Below are 19,891 nucleotides of genomic sequence, written 5' to 3'. Positions count from 1 at the left end.
TCGCGGAGCTCGCCGCGACCGCTCTCGTGCGCGATCATGGTCGCATGGAGTTCTCGTTCTCGAATCCCCTGTGGCGCTGGGACAAGCGGCGTGAGCTGTGGACGTTCGTGAGCCTCAGCGAGGACGCGTCCGACAAGATCGCGGCCGCCACGGAGCGCTTCACGCACGGCTTCGGCTCGGTGCGGGTCGAGGCGACCGTCGGCGGTTCCACGTGGCGCACATCGATCTTCCCGAGCGACGACGCCTACATCCTGCCCATCAAGAAGGCCGTGCGCGAGGCCGAGGGGCTCGAGCTGGATGCGCCGGTGGTCGGCAAGGTGCGTCTCGTCGACCTGTAGGAGCGGTGACCCGCGACGCTTGAGCAAGCGCCCGGACGCGCGGCATGGACACGGAAGCCCAGACCGGCGGCCGCACGTCTAGTGGGCGAGGGTCGGCTCTGCGGCCTCTTCCGCCTCGATCTCCCGACTGAGCGAGAGTCCCTGGTTCCGGCGGCGGAACAGCAACGCGGAGACGACAGCACCGAGCGCGAAGAAGCCCGCGCCCCACCAGTAGGCGGCGGCGTAGCTGGCGATCATGGCGTCGCCGACCGCATCCCGGCCATGCTCGAGCAGGTAGTCGGTGGCGGCCGTCGCGGCGAGCGTGTTGAGCAGTGCCGTACCCACCGAACCGCCAACCTGCTGGCTCGTGTTGACCATCGCCGACGCGACCCCGGCGAACTCGCGGTCGACGCCGAGCGTGGCCGTCTGCATCGACGCGGGCATGATCGTCCCCATCGCGAAGCCGATCATCATGAGCGGCGGCATGACGTGCGCCGCGTACGAGCTCGTCGCATCCAGGAACGTGAGCCAGACCATGCCGCTCGCGGCGATCGTCATGCCGATCGGGACGAGCACCTTCGGGCCGAACCGTGGAACGAAGATGTTCGTGCCCAGCTGTGCGGCGAGCACGAGCATCGCGATCATAGGCAGGAACGCGAGCCCCGTCTGAATGGGCGAGTAGCCGAGCGTGAGCTGCAGGTAGTACGTGACGAAGAGGAAGACGCCGAACATGCCGGCGCCCGCGATCATGACCGACAGGTAGGCGGCGCCGCGGTTGCGGTCGCGGACGATGTGCAGGGGAAGCAGCGGGTGCCCGGCGCGAGTCTGCCAGACAACGAACCCGGCGAGGAACACGACCGCGCCGGCGAGCATGCCCCACGTGAGCGGCGAATCCCACCCGTCGGTCTCGGCGTGCGAGAAGCCATAGACAAGCGCGAAGAGGCCGGCGGAGACCAGCAGCGTTCCCGGGATGTCGAGCTTCGGGCGTGGACCGGTGCGGGCGATCGACGGCACGAAGACGAAGGCGCCGACCAGCGCGACGGCAGCGATCGCGACGTTGATGTAGAGGTTCCAGCGCCAGTCGAACGCCTCCGTGAGCACGCCGCCGAGGAGCAGACCGACTGCTCCGCCCGCGCCAGCGATCGCGCCGAAGACGCCGAAGGCCCTGGCGCGCTCCTTGGGGATCGTGAAGGTCGTCGTGAGGACGGCAAGGGCCGTCGGCGCGAGCAGCGCACCGAAGACACCCTGCAGGGCGCGGGCTGCGACGAGCAGCTCGAAGGACGGGGCGGCGCCGCCGAGGGCGGAGGCGACCGCGAAGCCGATGAGCCCGATGACAAACGTGCGCTTGCGACCCATGAGGTCGGAGAGGCGGCCTCCGAGGAGCAGGAGGCTGCCGAAGGCGAGCGAGTAGGCCGTGATGATCCACTGGCGCTGGCCATCGGAGAACCCGAGGTCCGCTTGCGCGGACGGCAGGGCGATGTTGACGACGGTCGCGTCGAGCACGACCATCAGCTGGGCGAGACCGACGACGACCAGCGTCAACCAGCGGCGACGATCCGTCGCGGGTGCAGAGGTTTCAGGCATGCGCATCACCATATCCGAGACTCGGCCGTTTCGGATACACTGAGTTCCGTAATGTGCACGGCTAGTCTGTGCAGCGACCAGAGGCGGTTTCGATGACGAAGACACACCTCGCCGACAGCTCCCCCGCAGCACCGGCGACACCAGACGAGACAGCCGGGAAGCCGCGGCTCGGGCGCAAGCGCGACCACACGCGCGACACCGACATCCTCGAGGCGGCACTGGATGTGCTCGCCGAGACCGGATACGACGGCATGACGATCGACATGGTCGCAACCCGAGCGAAGGCCGGCAAGGCCACGCTGTACCGGCGCTGGGCCTCGAAGTCGGACCTCGTGCTCGACGCCGTCGCCTGCATGAAGTCGAAGGACCTCGACCTCGAGGCACTCCCCGACACGGGCACCCTGCGCGGCGACCTCATCGCCATGGTGCGCCCCCCGAACATCCGCGACGCCGAGCGCAAGCTCAACGTCATGACCGGTGTCGTCTCGATGATCGCGCGCGACCCGGAGATGGCCGCCGCAGCGCACGCGGCGATCGTCGCTCCCCGCGCCGCCGCCAACCGCGTGCTCTTCGAGCGCGCCATCGAGCGCGGCGAGATCGCCGCCGATGTCGACCTGGACACCCTCAGCATGATTGCACCGGCGATGGCCGCATTCCGCACCCTCATCCTGCGCCAGCCACCGGACCGGGAGTTCCTCGTCGGCATCATCGACAACGTCGTACTGCCCGCCGCACACCGCGGGACCCCCGCGCACTGACGCGGGCGCGGGCACGCGAAAAGGGGAGGGCCCGTCGGCTTTCCTCGCGAGAAAACTACGGACCCTCCCCTGCGCCGCCACGCTGATTGAGCAGCAGGCGGGATGAGCTCGGCACGCTCCGGGTGTCGCGACGCGGCGCGGCCGAGCTCAGTTCAGGAAGCGGATGTTGGCGGATAGCCGCCGTGGGCGCCTCCGCCGTGGGCGCCTTAGGCGGCGGGCACCAGGATCTCGCGCACGAGGGCGTCGAGCTGTGCGTCCGCATCGAGGAACTGGCGGAGCGTGTTGCGTGCCGCCCCGAAGTCCTCGAACTCCTCCGGAGCCATGCCGTCGACCTCGTAAGCGCGGCGGAACTCGCTGAGCGTGCCCAGCTCCTCGAGGATCGCGGCATCGACGGGCACGTGGATGCGCTCGGAGACGGGGAGGTTGTTCTCGTTGATGCGGGCCTGCCAGTCGAACGGCGGCGAGACGACGATGTCGCCACCGACGAGCTCGGACCACTGGAGCTGGTTGCGGAAGGCCGCCGACAGCACGCGGCTGCGGTAGCCGCGCTCCTGGAACACGGCGTGCGCGCGCTTGAGCGCCGCAACGCCTGCCCACTCGAGGATGCCGGGCGTGACGAGGATGCGGTTCGCGGTCGTCCACTTCTTGAGCCAGTCGTCGAGACGCCCGCCCATGATCGTGACCACGTGGCCGAACTCCTGCTCGGGGAGACCATCGGCCGCGCGACGCTCGAGGGCGCGCTCGAGCGCGGCACCGACGGCAACAGCCTGCGGCACCGTGAAGCTCAGGGTCGCGTTGATGCTGACGCCACGGTATGCGGCCTCTTCCATCGCCTCGATGCCTGTCTTCGTCGCGGGGATCTTGACGATGATGTTCTTCGCGAGCTTCGAGAACTCCTCGGCCTGGTCGGCGAGGGCCGCGGCGTCGCGGTGCAGGCGCGGGTCGGTCTGGATGGAGAGGCGGCCGTTGCGGCCCCCGCTGCGCTCGAACTCGGATTCGAGGAGTCGGGCCGCGTTGATCGAGAGGTCACGCACGGCCTGCCAGCCGATCTCCGATTCGCCCCAGGTGGGGTTCTGCGCGGCGATCTCCTTGATGCGCGGACCCCAGACATCGGGACGCTTCTTGATCGCCGCGAACGCGATGACCGGGTTGCAGGTCGCACCGACAGCCCCAAACTCGATGGACTTCGTGAGCTCCTCCGGGTCCGCCGAGTCGTTCCAGAGGGCGGTCTGCGTGTTCTGCGCGGCCCAGGCGAGGGGTGCGAGCTCCGTCGCCGGGGTGCCGTTGTCGTTGGAAGGCGCTGTTTCGAGCAGGGTCATGCTGTTCTCCTCATCGGTGGCTGTTGGCCGGGTTCGCCGGTGCCGCGGCAGCCACGCTCCCCGAGGTCCGGGGCGCTGAGCCTCGCGAGCCATCGACGACGCGGATGCTCTTCCTCGAGCCCGTGTTGATCGCTACCCGCCTGCCGCATATGTCCTGACATTATCACAACAGGTATTACCGTCGCCAGATGTCGGCGCAGCGAGGATGGCCGCCCACCGAGAGTGCCTCCGCGCGTGCGCTCGATTCGTGGTGGCCCGGGCAGCGACCGATGTGTGCTGAGCTACTCTCCGCCGGCCTTCGAACCGCGGCCCTTGGACGATGAGCCGTGCTTCGACCGCTGTCGGACGATGATGACGACCAGCGCGACGAGCAGCAGCGCACTGAGCATCCCGAGAACCCAGACGATGTCCCAGAGATACCGGTCCCACCAGGACGGCTCGAAGTCGACGACGGCACGCCACACGTTGACGAACGCCTCAGGGGCGCTCCTCGCCTTGGCGTTGTCCTCACCGAAGACCCAGAGGGCGGGCGCCAGAAAGATGAGGGCGAGCATGCCCGAGAAGGTCAGCCGCTCGAGCCGCGCACGGGCCAGGTCACCCTTCGGCACGGTCTCGGCGTTGATCTCGGCCGCCCTCGCGGGGTCACGCCAGGAGAGGACGGGAAGCACGATGAACACCAGCCCGAGCAAGGCCCCGAGGAGCACCGCTGCGACGCCGACCAGCCACGTCAGGAAGGCGTTGAGCAGCACCTCGGCGACGGGCCCGTCCGTCTCGTTCAGCTCCGGCACGATGCCGCCCGTGAGCGTCAGCACCAGGAGGAGCAGGGTGCCGAGCAGCCAGGCGGCCGTGAAGAGCAACGGCCCGACCACCATCGTGCGCACCATGAAGCGCCCGAGCAGCGGCCGATCCTCGGCATCAGGCAGACCGAGGAGCTCGACGCTCAGCCAGATGCCGAGGAGCGCGGGAGCCCCCATGCCCACGTACGACCACGTGGATGCGTCATACGGGAACTGCGAGACGTCCGAGATCGTGGAGAGAGTCCAGACGCCGACGAGCACGGCCACGGCGATGCCTGCCGAACTGAGCTCGGCGAGGACGCCCTTCTCCCGGATCCCCCGGATCAGCCCTGCGAACATCAGACGTCGATGCTCGAGCCCTTGGCGCCTGAGGAGGCGCCGGCCGGGGCGTCGTCTTCGTCGAGGTTCTTGCGCCAGGGCAGCCTGGTTCGCATGTCATCAGGCAGGGCTTCGTCTTCCTGCAGCTTCTCGAGGGGCTCGTACCAGGCGCGGATGAGGGCCCAGCTGACGGCCGCGACGGGCACCGCGAGCAGGGTCCCGACGATGCCACCGAGGATCGTGCCGACCGTCAGCGCGATGAGCACGACGAGCTCGTGCAGCTTGAGCGACTTGCCGAGCACGACCGGCTGGAGGAAGTTGCCCTCGAGCTGATTGACGAGCACGACGATGCCGACGACCACGATGGCCGGGACGAGCCCGTTCGTGACGAGCGCCACGAGCGCTGCGAGGATGCCGGCCAGCGTCGCGCCCACGATCGGGATGAACGCGAGGATGAACACGAGCACGGCCAGCGGGAAGGCGAGGGGGACGCCGACGATGGCGAGCCCGATGCCGATGAACACCGCATCCACGAGGGCCACGATGACCGTGCCTCGCACGTACCCGCCCATGACCTCCACAGCGCGGGACCCCATGAGTCGCGCGCGGCGTTTGTTCGCACCCTTGAGCGGCTTCGTCAGGAAGCCCCAGATGAGGGGGCCGTCTTTCATGAAGAAGAACAGGATGACGACGAAGAGCACGCCGCTCGTGATGAACGTGGTGACGCCGGAGATGCCGGCGGTGAGCCCACTCGCGGCGGCGTTGCCGAACTGGCTCGTGAAGATGAAGTCCTGCGCCTGGCCCAGCCACTCGTTGATCTGGTCCTGGTCGATCGTGATCGGGAACGTCGCGTTCACCCACTCGATAGCCTGGTTGAACCCCTGGACCGCCTGCTCCGACAGCTCCGACCACTGGTTGCGCACGAGCAGCACGACCATCGTGAGCGCACCGCCGAGGAAGACGATGATGGCCAGCAGCACGGTGATGGTCGCGAGCGCCGGCGGCCACTTCTTCGACGTGAGGAATCGGATGATCGGCCACGCGGCGGCCGACACGATGAGCGCCAGCAGCACCGGGATGACGACGATCGTGACCTGCAGTCCAGCGAAGATGAGCAGGGTGGCGGCAGCGACGATGACGAGCCCCTGCAGCGCCCGCGTCGCGACGCGACCCAGCTGGTCGGTCCACATGACGCCGACGCTCGTCGGGCGCCGACCGCGGCCCTCGCCATCGTCTGGCGCGTATGCCTGGACCGCGTTGCCGCCGACCATGACCTCATCTCGCGCCGGAGCATCGAGGTGCTCGACAGGCGACGACTGCGCCGCCAGCTGCGCCGCGACGGAGGACGCGGACGGCGCGGGCAGCACTGGCGCGGGACGCCCCGCCCGCTTGCCGCCGCCGAAGAGGCGCTTGAGCTTGTCGCGCATGGATGCTCCCGAGATGTCAGCGATAGCGGCCGGCGGGGATGCCAACGGCCGAGAATGTGGGTCAAGGCTATGCGTGTGCACCGACATTCTGGACGAGCCTCGCGCATCCGCGCCTGACGGTAAGCTGGGGGCGTCTCTTTCCTCCACCGATCGGAGCCGCTCCCGATGCCCAAGATCGTCGTCATCGTCATGCCAAAGCAGGAACTCCTCGACCCGCAGGGCAAGGCCGTCGCCGGCGCCCTCTCGCGCCTCGGCAAGGACCACCTGCACGACGTGCGCGTGGGCAAGCGCTTCGAGATCACCACCGACCGCGAAGTCACGGCAGAGCTCATGGAGGAGATCTCGCAGGTCGCCGACGAGCTGCTCGCCAACGGGGTCATCGAGGACGTCATCTCGATCGACGTCCTGCCAGACGGCGCCGAGTCGGCCGACGACGACGCTGACGACGCGGTCGCCGCCGACACCGAGGCGTCCCTCGCATCGGTCATCGCGGCCGAGGTCCAGTCGAAGGGCTCCGCTTCATGAGCCCCCGCGTCGGCGTCATCACGTTCCCGGGTTCGCTCGACGATCGCGACGCCCAGCGCGCCGTGCGCCTCGCGGGCGGTGAAGCCGTCGCCCTCTGGCACGGCGAGCACGACCTGCACGGCGTCGACGCCATCATCCTCCCCGGCGGCTTCAGCTACGGCGACTACCTGCGCGCAGGCGCGATCGCCAGCCACTCGCCGATCATGGCCGAGGTCATCACGGCCGCCAACGCGGGCCTCCCCGTGCTCGGCATCTGCAACGGCTTCCAGATGCTGACCGAGGCGCACCTGCTGCCCGGTGGGCTCATCCGCAACGACCACGGCAAGTTCGTGTGCCGCGACCAGGTGCTGCGCGTCGAGAACAACGACACCGTGTGGACCAACGCGTACGAGAAGAACGCCGAGATCACCATCCCGCTGAAGAACGGCGAGGGCGGGTTCATCGCCGACGACGAGACGCTCGCTCGCGTCGAGGGCGAGGGCCAGGTCGCGTTCCGCTACGTCGACGTCAACCCGAACGGCTCACGCAACAACATCGCGGGCCTCACGAACGAACGCGGCAACGTCGTCGGCCTCATGCCGCACCCCGAGCACGCGGTCGAGCTCGGCTTCGGGCCGGACACAGCGACCCACATGGCGTCCGGCCTCGACGGCCTCCCGATCTTCCGCAGCGCCGTGGAGGCGCTGCTCGCGCGCGTCTAGACGGTGTCAGACGCGAGCACGACGGCCGGGCGCACGGCGCAGGCCACGGCGACCGGATCGACGACCCCCACCGACGGTCGGCGCCTCACCCCGCGCGTCCTGCTGCGGGCGGTCTCGATCGGCGAGGCCATCACGTGGGCCCTGCTGCTCACCGGCATGTTCCTCAAGTACGTCACGCAGACCACCGACCTGCTCGTGTCCGTCGGCGGCTCGCTGCACGGCGCCATGTTCATGGTCTACCTGGTCGTGACGGCGTTCGTCGGCGTCAACCAGCGCTGGCCGTGGTGGATGTTCGGGCTCGGCTGGTTCGCGGCCATCCCGCCGTTCGCGACGCTCGTCTACGACTGGTGGGCTGAGCACCGGGGCGCCCTCGAGGGCGGCTGGCGAGACGCTCCATCCAAGGGCTTCTCGCTGCAGCGCATCGTCCGCTGGTTCGTTGACCGGCCGATCACCATGAGCGCGGCCGTCATCGTGCTCGCCGTCGTCATCCTGACCGGCTCCCTCAGCGGCGCCCTCGTCGGACCCACCGGCGCCCACTGAGCACCCTGCGCGTGCACGAAGAGGGCGGATGCACCTGCATCCGCCCTCTTCGTGCATCTCGGGTCAACGACCCGACGGCCTAGCGGCCGAAGAAGATCTTCGCCTGGTCCCAGCGGTCCTGGGGGACGGTCTTGAGGCCGTCGAGGGCCTCCTCGAAGGCGACCGTCTGCATCTCGGTGCCGCGCAGCGCGACCATGTTGCCCCACTGCTTGCCGTTGACCATGTCGACGGCGTACTGGCCGAAACGGGTCGCGAGCACGCGGTCGAACCCCGTCGGCGCGCCACCACGCTGGATGTGGCCGAGCGTCGTGTTGCGCGTCTCGATGCCCGTCAGCTTCTCCAGCTCAGCAGTCACGTAGTCGCCGACTCCGCCGAGAAGGGGCCGACCGGAGACCTCGGTGCCCTGCGAGAGCACCTCGTCCATGCCCTCGGGGATGAAGCCCTCGGCAACCACGACAAGCGGTGAGCGGCCACGCTGGTGCACCTCGGAAACCCACTCCGCGACCTGCGTCATCGGCACCTTCTGCTCCGGGATGAGCACGGCGTGAGCGCCAGCCGCCATGCCGGAGTGCAGCGCGATCCAGCCGACGTTGCGGCCCATCACCTCGGCCACCATGACGCGGTGATGCGACTCACCGGTCGTGCGGAGGCGGTCCATGGCGTCCGTCGCGATCTGCACGGCCGTGTCGAAGCCGAACGTGTAGTCGGTGGCCTGGAGGTCGTTGTCGATGGTCTTCGGCACGCCGACCACTGGGATGCCGGCGTCAGCGAGACGCTTGGCGCCGGCCAGCGTGCCCTCTCCGCCGATCGCGATAAGCGCATCCACGGAGTGGCGCTCCATCATGACGGCGATGTTCTCGGGACCGCCGTTGGGGCCGTCGAACGGGTTCGTGCGCGAGGTGCCGAGGATCGTGCCGCCCTGCTTTGCGAGGCCACGCACCTTCGTGCGAGGAAGATCCATGACGTCACCCTCGATGACGCCACGCCAGCCGTCGCGGAAGCCCACGAACTCGTTGTCATAGGTCTTGATGCCGTGGAGCACGCTGCCACGAATGACAGCGTTGAGTCCTGGGCAGTCGCCGCCGCTGGTCAGCAGTCCGATCTTCATGCGTTGGTTCTCCTCTGGGTGTGGCAATACACGCAAACAGCCATCACGGTTGAGTAGCCCACCCACTGCGGAACGGATTCAGTGCAGAAGCGGATTCCTGCGTTGGAAGACGGCTCGACAGCGACAGTACCGGGTCCGGGTGTCTCGCGCGATTTCTGACGAGCGACGATGTGGGTCGGTCTGCCACGCAGGCGCTGCCGGTCAGGGTGACGTGGGGCTCCGAATCTGGAGTCCGACGCCCGGTTCGGGGCTCACGTCACCCTGACTGGCAGCACAGCCCTACGAGCCACCGAGGGTCCGTGCGATGCGAGCGACAGCTGCCGGCGCCACCGACTACGCGGGTGTCTTGCTGACCATGCGCAGCGCGAGGAAGATCGCGCCGACCATGAGCACGGCACCGACCGCCGACGTGACGGTGCTGCCCGCATCGAAGGCGTGGAACGCGGAGTCGAGGAGCGTCTGCGCCTGCGACGCCATGCCACCCGCCTCGAGCTCGTTCGAGACGTTCACGGCACCGGCCAGGGTCTCCCGCGCCGCATCCGCCTGCTCGGCGGTCACCCCTTCCGGGACGACCATGCCGGAGCGGTAGCTGGACGTCAGGACACCACCGAGGACGCTCGTGCCGAGCACCGCGCCCACCTCGTAGGCCGTCTCCGAGACGGCAGACGCCGCACCGGCCTTGGCCGGCGGGACACTCGCGATGATGACATCGTTCGAGAGCGTCTCGGCGATCGCGATTCCCGCCGCGAGCAGCGTGAACGCCGCCACGAGCATCCACAGCGGCGCTGAGCCGCCCGTGATCGCGAGCGACAGGTAGGCGAGGAACGCGAGGCCGAGGCCGAACGCCATCGCGATGTGCACCTTCACGCGGCGCACGACGCGCACGATGAGGAGGCCGGCGACGATCATCATGACCGTCCCTGGCAGCAGCATGAGGCCGGCCTGCAGCGGAGTGAGTCCGAGGATGAGCTGGAGGTGCTGCGACAGGAAGAAGAGCAGACCCACGAGCGCGACGACGCTGACGAGGTTCACGAGCACCGAACCGGTGAAGGCGGGCACCGCGAACAGGCGCATGTCGAGGATCGGATTCTCCTGCTTCAGGAGTCGACGCACGAACAGCCAACCGGACAGCAGGCCGACCAGGAGCGAGCCCACCGAGATGAGGTCGAGGCCGTCGGTCGCCGTGTGCTTGATGGCGAAGACGATGGGCGCGAGCGCCGCCATGGAGAGCAGGATCGCGGGAACATCGATGGGGCCGGGGTTCGGGTCGCGCGACTCGGTGACGAGCAGCGGCGCGAAGACGAGCAGCGGCAGCAGGAACGGCACCGCGATGAGGAAGACGGAACCCCAGTGGAAGTGCTCGAGGAGCACGCCGCCGACGATCGGCCCGATGGCGGTGCCCGCCGAGAAGCCGGTCGCCCAGATGGCGATGGCGAGGCGGCGCTGGGCGCGGTCGTGGAACATGCCGCGCAGCAGCGAGAGCGTGCACGGCATGATCATGGCGCCGAAGACACCGAGCAGCAGACGCGAGAGCAGCAGCATCTCGGCGGAGACGGAGAAGGCCGCGAGCACGGAGACGAGCGCGAATCCCGTAGAGCCGATGAGCAGCAGCTTGCGGCGGCCGATGCGGTCGCCGAATGAGCCCATCGTGACGAGGAGGCCCGCGAGCACAAGCGGGTAGATGTCGATGATCCAGAGCTGCATCGCGGCGCTCGGCTTGAGGTCGAGCGCGATGTAGGGAAGGGCGAAGCTCAGGACCGTGTTGTCGATCGACACGAGGAGGACGGGGAGCATCAGCACCGCGAGGCCGAGCCATTCCTTCCGGCCTGCGCGCTGTTCGATCAGTGTGGTCATGAAGAACGACTATACCGACCAGCCGGTATAGCTGGCAACTGTAAGATGTCGGCCATGAGCTCCGCCAGAGAGAAGATCCTCGACGCCTACGAGGAGTCACTGACCACCGTGGGCGTCGCCGCGACCACCCTCGACGCCGTCGCCCGCATCGCGGGTGTCTCCAAGGGCGGACTCATCTACCACTTCCCCTCGAAGGAGGCGCTGGCGGATGCGCTCATCGAGCGCTTCACCGGCATGGCGCGAGCAAGCGCCGACCAGCTGCACGGCGACGCCGCGACCACCGTCCGCCACTTCATCGAGATGAGCAGCTCGGTCGGCGACGAGCTCGACACCGCCTGGCTCGCCGTCATGAATCTCTCCCGCAACGGCAACCAGAGCGCCACCCGCGCCGTGCTCGAACTCGAGCGCTCGTGGCACGACGCGATCCTCGAATCGACCGGCAGTCCACTCGTCGCCCACATGACCAAGCTCCTCGGCGACGGCCTCTACCATTCGACGTCGTTCGTGAGCGAGTCGCGCGAGAGCCTCCCCGAGGCCGCGAAGCTCCTTCCGAGCGACGGGGAGCGCGAGGCGATCATCCGCACGCTCCTCGACCTCCTCGACGAGTAACGACGTTCATCTGACCAAGCTGCGGGACAAAGCGCCTTCATACGGCGCCACGAACGCCACGGGCGCGCATCGATCACGGAAGTTGGCCACAGGGGGCGGGGCCAGAGCACGGGCCAGAGCACGAGGCACGAAGCCCCGGAGCGCCGGTCGGCCCAGCCGCCGAGCGGCGACCCTGTCCAACATCAGTGCAAGAACGCGCCAACGACGGCCTGACGGGGCGAAATGCGGCCATATTGCACTGATGCCGGACAGGACCGCGGCGAACTCGGCACCCGCGGCGGTCCGACGGAGCCGCGGTCAGCGCTGCGGCGGCGGGCAGCTGGATGCGCGCGGGATGAGGGTCGGCATCGCGCGGCGGATGACGGGACCTGCGCCGGGCGTCAGCAGCAGCTCGAGCGCGGTCGTGGCGATCTGGTCGAACGACGTGCGCACCGAGGTGAGCGGCACGGGCAGGGCCTCGGCCAAGGGGACGTCGTTGTAGCCCACGAGGGCCAGGTCGGTGCCGATCCGCAGGCCGTGGCGGTGCGAGGCGGCCATGACGCCGAGGGCGAGGTTGTCGTTCGCGGCGAAGATCGCGGTCGGCGGCACGTCGGCCGCGTCGAGGATGCGCTCGGCGGCGGCGGCGCCGTGTTCGATGCGGAAGCCGTCGCCCGCGATGCGGTGCGGAGGGATCTCGATGCCGGCCTCGCGCGCCGCCCGCAGCGCTCCGGCCAGGCGGTCTCGTGCACTGGACGTGAAGTCGGGACCCGTGACGAGTGCGATGTCGCGGTGGCCGAGGTCGATGAGGTGCCGCACGGCGAGGTAGCCGCCGACTTCGTCGTCGCCGAGGGAGGACGGGCTGACACCGTCGGTGCGCAGGACGAGTGCGAGCGGGATGCCAGACTCCTGCAGCGACTGGGGGAAGGAGTCGACGCGTCGAGATGAGGCGATGATGAGCGCATCCACGTTGCGGTCGAGGAGGACCTGGGCGGCGCGCTGCTCGCCTTCGGCGTCGTCGCCGGTCGTCGCGACGACCGCGACGTAGCCGCGCGCGGCCGCTGCACGCTCGACCGCCTCGTACATGAGCGCCATGACCGTGTCGCTGAGGCGCGGCACGAGCACGCCGATCGTGCTCGTCGATCCGCGGCGGAGCTGGGACGCGAACACGTTGCGCCGGTAGCCGAGCTCGTTCGCGATCTCGCGGACGCGCACGGCGGTCGCCGACTGCGACTGCGCGGTGCGCTCGTCGAGGATGCGGCTGACGGTCGAGATGCTGACGCCGGCTTCGGCGGCGACCTCCTTGAGGGTCACGACTCGGCGCTCGCCCGCTCCGGGGGCAACAGCACTGTCGTTTCGCCTCATGCGGAGGAGTGTATCCCGGTCGCTGACACCGCTCCGGCAGCAAGCACAGGATTCGGGGGTTGACACCGGGAACGTTTGCATCAAGACTTGCAATCGTTCCCGCAAACGTTTGCACCTGACAGGACCAGAAGCAACGCCAGCCCGCAACGGCCGGGACCCACCACCTCAACGATGAGCAAAGGAAGACAAGATGTCGATCGATCTCCGCGGCCTCTCCCCCGCCCCCGTCACCCCCTTCACCGAGGACGGCGCCGTCGACTACGACGCCATCCAGCGCCTCGGCTCGTGGCTCGGCTCCGTCGACGGCGTCAAGAGCCTCGTCGTCCTCGGCCACGCCGGCGAGGGCACGTTCCTCACGCAGACCGAGCAGGCGAAGGTCATCACGGCCTTCCGCGAGTCGGTCGACTCCCGCATCCCGATCGTCGCCGGCATCACCCAGGAGGGCAACGCCGTCGCCGCCGAGGAAGCCAAGCGGGCAGTGGATGCTGGCGCGTCCGCCGGCCTCGTCTACCCGTCCCACGGGTGGCTGCGCTTCGGCTACCAGGACGGCGCGCCCCAGACGCGCTACCGCGACGTCTACGAGGAGAGCGGACTCCCGCTGATCCTCTTCCAGTACCCCGACAACACGAAGGCCAGCTACAACCTCGACACGCAGCTCGAGATCGCCGGCCAGGAGGGCGTCTTCGCGACGAAGAACGGCGTCCGCAACATGCGCCGCTGGTACACCGAGATCCCCGCGCTCCGTGCCGCCTACCCGGAGCTGCAGATCCTCTCCTGCCACGACGAGTACCTGCTGCCCACGATGTTCGACGTCGACGGCCTGCTCGTCGGCTACGGCAACATCGCTCCCGAGGCGCTCGTCGAGCTCATCGAGGCCGGCAAGGCGCACGACTACGACCGGGCGCACGAGATCCACGAGCGCCTGCTCCCCGTCACGAAGAACGTGTACCACCGCGGCTCGCACATGGAGGGCACGGTCGCGCTCAAGTGGGGCCTCGTGCACCGCGGCATCCTCGACCACGCGACCGTCCGCACCCCGCTCCTGCCACTCGCGGACGGCGCGGACCGCGAGATCGCCGAGGCGTTCGCCATCGCAGGGCTCGACCGCGTGACGGTCGCCTCCTAGCAGGCAGGGGCAGCGACAACAGGGTCGCTGCCCCATACGCTTGACGTCGACTGCTCGAAGATCGACGACACACGCCGCCACGCACGCCACGGAAGCGGCACCGGTCGCGCCGGTTCCCCCAACCTGCGCGACCCCCAAGTCAATGACGACTTCGCGGCCGGATGCCCCGCATCCGATCAGCCGCACTCCCCGAAGGAGACCCCCATGGGCGACACCCGCCTCCACTCGACGCCGGGCACCGGCCACGCACGCATCTCGACCGAAGCAGTCCGCACGATCGTCGAATCCCGCCGCACTCGCCGCCGCTTCTGGCAGCAGCTGGCCCTCATCGGACCCGCGTTCGTCGCGGGCGCCTGGCAGTTCGGGCCCGGCAACCTCACCACGGCTGTCCAGGCCGGAAGCTCGTACCAGTACGCCCTCATCTGGGTCATCGCCGTCTCGACGGTGCTCATGATCTTCCTCACCGACATGAGCGTGCGGCTCGGCATCAAATCGCCCGTGTCCCTCATCGCCTCCATCAAGGACCACCTCGGGAAGCCTCTCGGGGTCGTCGCCGGCGTCGGCGTCTTCCTCATCACGCTGTGCTTCTCCGTGGGAAACGCGGTCGGCTCGGGCCTCGGACTCTCGATGCTCGTCGAGGGCTCTTCGCCCGTCATGTGGACCGCCATCTGCACCCTCGGCGTCGCGGCCGTGCTCTTCATCCGCAGCATCTACAACGTCATCGAGAAGGTGCTCATCGGCATCGTCGCCCTCATGGCGATCTGCTTCGTCGTGAGCGCGTTCGTCGTCAACCCCGACTGGGCGGAGGCGGGCCGCGGGCTCATCCCGACCGCACCGGAGGGCTCCTGGCTGCTCATCGTGGCGCTCGTCGGCACGAACTTCTCCATCAACGCCGCCTTCTACACCTCCTACGGCACGAAGGAGCGCGGCCGCACGGAGGAGGACTACCGCGACGTGACGCTGGTCGACACGATCCCAGGCATCATCGCGCCTGGCATCATGACGGGGCTCGTCATCGTCGTCGCGGCGGGCGCCCTGGGCAAGACCGCCGAGACCGCGACCTCGATCACCGGCCTGGCGGCGATCTTCGAACCGCTCGCGGGACCCGTCGGCGGCTTCATCTTCGCCCTCGGCTTCGCGGGAGCGGCGTTCTCCTCGATGATCCCCAACGCGATCGCCGGCGGCACGATGCTGTCCGACGCGTTCGGCAGGGGTGGATCCGCGAACACCATCACGGCCCGCGTCACGAGCGGCTTCATCCTCGCCTTCGGTCTGGCGGTGACGCTCATCTTCCAGACCTCGCCCGTCGAGCTCATCGTGCTCGCCCAGGCCCTCACCATCCTGGTCGCGCCCATCCTGGCGGCACTCATCATCATCATGGCGAACCGCCGCTCGCTCATGGGCGAGATGCGCAACAAGTGGTGGCAGAACCTGTTCGGCATCCTCGGCCTCGTCGCGGTGCTCGCGCTTTCCGTGCGGCTGCTCATGAGCTTCATCGCCGGGTAGGCGAGGCAGGCGAAGGGCCTCGTCGGCTCGGGCCGACGATCAGGGCCCGTGCTCAGCTTTCTGCTGGGCGCGGGCCCTGACCGATTTCCGTGATGAAACGGGCCCGGATGCGTTCCCGGTGGTCGGTGGGGCGCATCCATCACGGAAGTCGGACAGCGCCAGCCTGTCCGACGGCCTCCTAGGATGACGGCATGGTGAGCTTTGCCGACAAACCCATCCACGAGTTCACGATCGAGCAGTGGGAGGCGTTTCTCGCCGCCGACCCCGACGACGGCGGCGTGCGGCTGAAGCTGCGCAAGAAGCTCTCGAAGGCGCCGGGCATCACCTGGCAGGAGGCGCTCGAAGTGGCGCTCTGCTACGGGTGGATCGACGGCCAGTCGGCGCGATTCGACGACGACTACATGCTGCAGGCGTTCACGCCACGGCGGAAGAACAGCCCGTGGTCGCAGATCAACGTCGGGCACGTGGCCCGCCTCATCGAAGAGGGGCGGATGCAACCGGGCGGCCTCGCGGAGATCGAGCGGGCGAAGGCCGACGGCCGTTGGGACGCCGCCTACCGGGTCAAGGACGCAGTGGTGCCCGCCGACCTGCAGGCGGCACTCGACGCGAACCCAGCCGCCCTCGCCTTCTTCGAGGCGATGAAGAAGCAGGAGCGCTTCCAGGTCATCTTCCGCATCACCGGCATCAAGACGCCAGCGATCCGCGCCGCGCGCATCCAGGACGTCGTCGAGAAGGCCGCCCGCGGGGAGCACCACTACAAGTAGGCGGCTCGCGGGCGCTCCCGCGCGCGACTGCCTCCCGCACCCGCCCGCTGCGGCGCAGACCTACGAAAAATGCATGCTCCCGGTGCAAGGAGCATGCATTTTCCATCCGTCTACGCCCGGATGGGGCTGGGCGTTAGCGCAGCACGCGCTCCGCGATGAAGTCGCGCAGGAGCTGCTCGTCGTCGTCGAGCTCGACGACCCGCTGGGGCGCGTCGAGGAGCGCCCGCGTCTCCGCGTCGACCTCGACCTCGGCGCCGAGCGCCTCGGAGATCGTGTCGGCGAACTTCTGCGGCTTCGCGGTCTCGAGCACGAGCATGGGAACGCCGTCCTCGAGGTGCTCGCGCGCGACCTTCACGCCGTCGGCTGTGTGCGGGTCGATCGTGACACCGGATGCGTCGTGCACGCTGCGGATCGTCGCGAGACGGTCGGCGTGGGTGCTCGTTCCGCTGACGATGCCGAAGAGCGGCTCGAACGTGTGCTGCGCCACCGACAGGTCGATCTCGCCCGTCTCGGCCAGCTCGCTCCACGCGGCTGCCGTGCGCCCGCCGTCGCGACCGAGCAGCTCGAACACGAAGCGCTCGAGGTTCGACGCGCGCGACACGTCCATCGAGGGGCTCGACGTGGCGAGCGTGTTCTCGGCGTTGCGCGGGCGGTAGAAGCCCGTGCGGAAGAACTCGTCGAGCACGTTGTTCTCGTTGACGGCGAGCACGAGCTTGCGCACGGGCAGGCCCATGAGCTTCGCGTACAGGCCGGAGAGGATGTTGCCGAAGTTGCCGGACGGCACCGCGAACGACACCTCGAAGCCGTCGCGAGCATCCGCCGACAGCTCGTCGGTGGCTCGCAGCCACGCCCACACGTAGTAGGCGATCTGGGCCGAGATGCGGCCGAAGTTGATGGAGTTGACGGCGCCGATGTTGTTGCCGCGCTTGAAGTCGATGTCTTCAGCGAGGCGCTTCACGAGGTTCTGGCAGTCGTCGAAGACGCCCTTGACGGCGATGTTGTGCACGTTCTCGTCCTGCAGCGAGTACATCTGCGCGCGCTGGAACGCGCTCATGCGGCCCTGCGGGGAGAGCATGAAGACGGAGACGCGCTCGCGTCCGCGCAGGGCGTGCTCCGCGGCCGAGCCGGTGTCGCCCGAGGTCGCGCCGAGCACGTTGAGCACGCGGTCGCGCTTGGCGAGCACGTAGTCGAGGGTCTGGCCCAGGTACTGCATGGCCATGTCCTTGAACGCGAGGGTCGGCCCCTCGGACAGGCCCACGAGCGTGAGCTGCGCATCCAGCTTCTGCAGCGGGACGACATCCTCGGAGGCGAAGCGGCCCTCGCCGTAGGCGTGCGCCGTCAGCTGCTCGAGGTCTTCGCGGGGGATGTCGGTCGCGAACAGCGCGAGCACCTCGGTCGCGAGACCGGCGTAGTCGAGCGGCCGCCACCGCTCGAGGTCGTCGTTCGTGAACTGCGGCAGCAGCTCCGGGACGGCGAGCCCGCCGTTCGGGGCGAGGCCCTCGAGGAGAACGTCGGAGTATGCGCCGAGCGTGCCGCCGCGTGTTGAGATGAATTGCAAGATCTGGCGCCTCAGTCGTCTGTCGTGCCGGGAGTGTGCGTCCCCATCGTATCGGGGCGGGTCAGTCGCGCGGGGTGCCCTTGACTTGCGGCGTAGGCCCGCCGGCCTGCACCTCCACTGCTCGCGTCTCGTCGACGAGGTCGGCGCGGCGCTTGCCGGCCGTGCCGACGGCGAACTGGTAGGCGACGAGCAGCAGCGCCAACCAGACGGCTCCGACCACGAGGGCGACGCGCGTGTTCTCGAACCAGCCGAGCACGCCGAGCACGAACACGAGGAACCCGAGCGTCGCCCACGACGCGTACGGCCACAGCGGCACGGGGAACTCGGATGCGCTGCGGCCGCCGCGTGCGATGTCCCGCTTCATCGCGATGTGCGAGCAGACGATCATGATCCACACCCACACCGTCGCGAACGTCGCGATGGACGCGATCACAAGGAACACGTCCTCGGGGATCACGGCGTTCATCCACGCGCCGACCGCGAGCGCCGCGACCATGAGCGCGACCGTCGCCCACGGCACGCCGTTCCTCGAGACGCGCAGGAACACGCGCGGCGCCTGCCCCTGCTCGGCGAGGCCGTAGATCATGCGGCCGGCCCCGAACACGTCCGAGTTGATGGCCGAGAGCGCCGCCGTGATGACCACGAAGTTCAGGATGTGCGGGGCCGCGGGGATCCCGAGGCCGTCGAAGATCGAGACGAACGGGCTCGCGTCTCCCGTGATCGTGTTCCACGGCGCGAGCATCATGATGACCGCGAGCGCGCCCACGTAGAAGAGGAGGATGCGCAGCGGCACGCTGTTGATGGCCTTCGGGATGACGCGCTTCGGGTCCTGCGCTTCACCCGCCGTGATGCCGATGATCTCGATGCCGCCGAACGCGAAGACCACGATCGCGAAGGAGGCGATGACTCCCTCGATGCCCATCGGGAAGAAGCCGCCCGTCGCCGGGTTGAAGAGCGCGCCGATGCCGGACGCATCCGGTGACTGGTTGCTGAAGCCGAAGATGATGATCGCGATGCCACCCGCGATCATGGCGATGATCGCCGTGACCTTGACGAGGGCGAGCCAGAACTCGAGCTCCCCGAATGCGCGCACGCCGAGCAGGTTGATGGCGGCGATGAAGAGGATGACGGCGACGATCCACACCCAGCGCGCGACGTCCGGGTACCAGAAGCCCATGTAGACGCCGAAGGCGGTGACGTCGGCGATCGCGACGACGATCATCTCGAACGCGTACGTCCAGCCGGTGATGAAGCCCCAGCGCGCGCCGAGGTAGCGGTTCGCGAACTGCCCGAACGAGCCGGTCACGGGGTGACGCACGGTCATCTCGCCGAGCGCACGCATCACCATGAAGACGGCGGCGCCGGCGATCATGTACGCGAGCAGCACGGCGGGGCCTGCGGCCTGGATCGCGGCCGACGAGCCGTAGAAGAGGCCCGTTCCGATCGCCGAGCCGAGCGCCATGAAGCGGATGTGCCGGGCCGTGAGCGCCCGCGCAAGCGGCCGCTTCTGCGTCGCCCCGGTGTCGATGCCGTTGTTCTCGACGGTGTTCATGCGCAGCTCGTGTCTCTCGTGGTTCCGGTGGCGCATCCACCCGACCGTCTCCTGCGCCGGCGCGTCACCTGCGCGATCGTAGCGCCTCGGCCGCGCACCGAGCGCGTCGAGTTCCGGTCCTTGTGGAGAAGTTCCCGCGAGAACACCGAACCTGGCGTCAGCATACGGCTGCTTGCCCTAGGTTGGC

The 19,891-nt window shown here is 68.7% G+C and carries 18 protein-coding genes; 9 read left to right on the top strand and 9 right to left on the bottom strand.

Going from position 1 to position 19,891, the window contains the following annotated elements; translation table 11 throughout:
• Nucleotides 1-44 precede the first annotated feature (44 nt).
• Nucleotides 45-338 carry a DUF1905 domain-containing protein gene (locus C5B97_RS01595; protein WP_104310384.1) on the top strand — a complete coding sequence of 98 codons (294 nt, stop codon included), beginning with the start codon at nt 45-47 and terminating at the stop codon, nt 336-338.
• A gap of 78 nt (nt 339-416) precedes the next feature.
• On the opposite strand, the gene C5B97_RS01590 is transcribed toward C5B97_RS01595, so the two are convergent.
• Nucleotides 417-1,901 carry an MFS transporter gene (locus C5B97_RS01590; protein WP_258067829.1) on the bottom strand — a complete coding sequence of 495 codons (1,485 nt, stop codon included), beginning with the start codon at nt 1,899-1,901 and terminating at the stop codon, nt 417-419.
• A 92-nt stretch (nt 1,902-1,993) separates the two neighbouring features.
• Here C5B97_RS01590 and C5B97_RS01585 point away from each other — a divergent pair, with 92 nt between their 5' ends.
• A complete protein-coding gene (locus C5B97_RS01585; protein WP_104310382.1) occupies nt 1,994-2,659 on the top strand; it encodes a TetR/AcrR family transcriptional regulator in 666 nt (221 codons plus the stop codon).
• 206 nt (nt 2,660-2,865) lie between these two features.
• Here C5B97_RS01585 and C5B97_RS01580 read toward each other — a convergent pair whose 3' ends face one another.
• From C5B97_RS01580 to C5B97_RS01570, 3 genes are all read right to left on the bottom strand, one after another.
• Entirely contained in the window at nt 2,866-3,978 is a 1,113-nt protein-coding gene (locus C5B97_RS01580; RefSeq protein ID WP_104310381.1) for a transaldolase family protein, read from the bottom strand.
• 281 nt (nt 3,979-4,259) lie between these two features.
• Nucleotides 4,260-5,114 (bottom strand): hypothetical protein, encoded by an 855-nt coding sequence (locus C5B97_RS01575; RefSeq protein ID WP_104310380.1) that lies wholly within the window; start codon nt 5,112-5,114, stop codon nt 4,260-4,262.
• Nucleotides 5,114-6,565 carry an AI-2E family transporter gene (locus C5B97_RS01570; RefSeq protein WP_249312709.1) on the bottom strand — a complete coding sequence of 484 codons (1,452 nt, stop codon included), beginning with the start codon at nt 6,563-6,565 and terminating at the stop codon, nt 5,114-5,116. Before C5B97_RS01570 ends, C5B97_RS01575 begins: the two co-directional genes overlap by 1 nt.
• Before the next feature lie 120 nt (nt 6,566-6,685).
• On the opposite strand from C5B97_RS01570, the gene purS reads away from it, so the two are divergent.
• From purS to C5B97_RS01555, 3 genes are read left to right on the top strand one after another with little or no spacing between them, the layout of a single operon-like run.
• The gene (gene purS / locus C5B97_RS01565) at nt 6,686-7,045 is read left to right on the top strand and encodes a phosphoribosylformylglycinamidine synthase subunit PurS (RefSeq protein ID WP_104310379.1); all 360 of its coding nucleotides are present in this window, start codon (nt 6,686-6,688) and stop codon (nt 7,043-7,045) included.
• The gene (gene purQ, locus C5B97_RS01560; RefSeq protein WP_104310378.1) at nt 7,042-7,746 is read left to right on the top strand and encodes a phosphoribosylformylglycinamidine synthase subunit PurQ; all 705 of its coding nucleotides are present in this window, start codon (nt 7,042-7,044) and stop codon (nt 7,744-7,746) included. The genes purS and purQ overlap by 4 nt, the downstream gene beginning before the upstream one ends.
• A 3-nt stretch (nt 7,747-7,749) precedes the next feature.
• Entirely contained in the window at nt 7,750-8,286 is a 537-nt protein-coding gene (locus C5B97_RS01555) for a DUF3817 domain-containing protein (protein WP_104310377.1), read from the top strand.
• Between the two features lie 79 nt (nt 8,287-8,365).
• Here C5B97_RS01555 and C5B97_RS01550 read toward each other — a convergent pair whose 3' ends face one another.
• Both C5B97_RS01550 and C5B97_RS01545 read right to left on the bottom strand, forming a co-directional pair.
• The gene (locus tag C5B97_RS01550) at nt 8,366-9,394 is read right to left on the bottom strand and encodes an ATP-dependent 6-phosphofructokinase (protein WP_104251579.1); all 1,029 of its coding nucleotides are present in this window, start codon (nt 9,392-9,394) and stop codon (nt 8,366-8,368) included.
• 333 nt (nt 9,395-9,727) lie between these two features.
• A complete protein-coding gene (locus C5B97_RS01545; RefSeq protein ID WP_181026849.1) occupies nt 9,728-11,248 on the bottom strand; it encodes an MFS transporter in 1,521 nt (506 codons plus the stop codon).
• 54 nt (nt 11,249-11,302) lie between these two features.
• Between C5B97_RS01545 and C5B97_RS01540 the strand changes: the two genes are divergently transcribed.
• Nucleotides 11,303-11,857, top strand: a complete 555-nt coding sequence (locus C5B97_RS01540) for a TetR/AcrR family transcriptional regulator (protein WP_104310596.1) — start codon at nt 11,303-11,305, stop codon at nt 11,855-11,857.
• Between the two features lie 297 nt (nt 11,858-12,154).
• Here C5B97_RS01540 and C5B97_RS01535 read toward each other — a convergent pair whose 3' ends face one another.
• On the bottom strand, nt 12,155-13,198 hold the full coding sequence (locus C5B97_RS01535; RefSeq protein WP_104310376.1) for a LacI family DNA-binding transcriptional regulator: 1,044 nt from the start codon (nt 13,196-13,198) through the stop codon (nt 12,155-12,157).
• Nucleotides 13,199-13,388: 190 nt separating this feature from the next.
• Here C5B97_RS01535 and C5B97_RS01530 point away from each other — a divergent pair, with 190 nt between their 5' ends.
• The 3 genes from C5B97_RS01530 to C5B97_RS01520 all read left to right on the top strand — a co-directional run bounded on the left by C5B97_RS01530 (nt 13,389) and on the right by C5B97_RS01520 (nt 16,594).
• Nucleotides 13,389-14,324, top strand: a complete 936-nt coding sequence (locus C5B97_RS01530) for a dihydrodipicolinate synthase family protein (protein ID WP_104310375.1) — start codon at nt 13,389-13,391, stop codon at nt 14,322-14,324.
• A 204-nt stretch (nt 14,325-14,528) separates the two neighbouring features.
• A complete protein-coding gene (locus C5B97_RS01525) occupies nt 14,529-15,830 on the top strand; it encodes an Nramp family divalent metal transporter (protein ID WP_104310374.1) in 1,302 nt (433 codons plus the stop codon).
• A 191-nt stretch (nt 15,831-16,021) separates the two neighbouring features.
• Nucleotides 16,022-16,594, top strand: coding sequence for a YdeI family protein (locus C5B97_RS01520; RefSeq protein ID WP_104310373.1), 573 nt, complete (start codon nt 16,022-16,024; stop codon nt 16,592-16,594).
• A gap of 133 nt (nt 16,595-16,727) precedes the next feature.
• On the opposite strand, the gene thrC is transcribed toward C5B97_RS01520, so the two are convergent.
• A complete protein-coding gene (gene thrC / locus C5B97_RS01515; protein ID WP_104310372.1) occupies nt 16,728-18,152 on the bottom strand; it encodes a threonine synthase in 1,425 nt (474 codons plus the stop codon).
• 61 nt (nt 18,153-18,213) lie between these two features.
• Nucleotides 18,214-19,614: an amino acid permease gene (locus C5B97_RS01510; RefSeq protein ID WP_249312722.1), complete on the bottom strand. Its 1,401-nt coding sequence runs from the start codon at nt 19,612-19,614 to the stop codon at nt 18,214-18,216.
• Nucleotides 19,615-19,891 lie beyond the last annotated feature (277 nt).

The sequence above is a fragment of the Pseudoclavibacter sp. RFBB5 genome, assembly GCF_002931555.1.
Lineage (GTDB): Bacteria > Actinomycetota > Actinomycetes > Actinomycetales > Microbacteriaceae > Pseudoclavibacter.
This window is presented reverse-complemented; position numbering and strand designations above follow the sequence as displayed.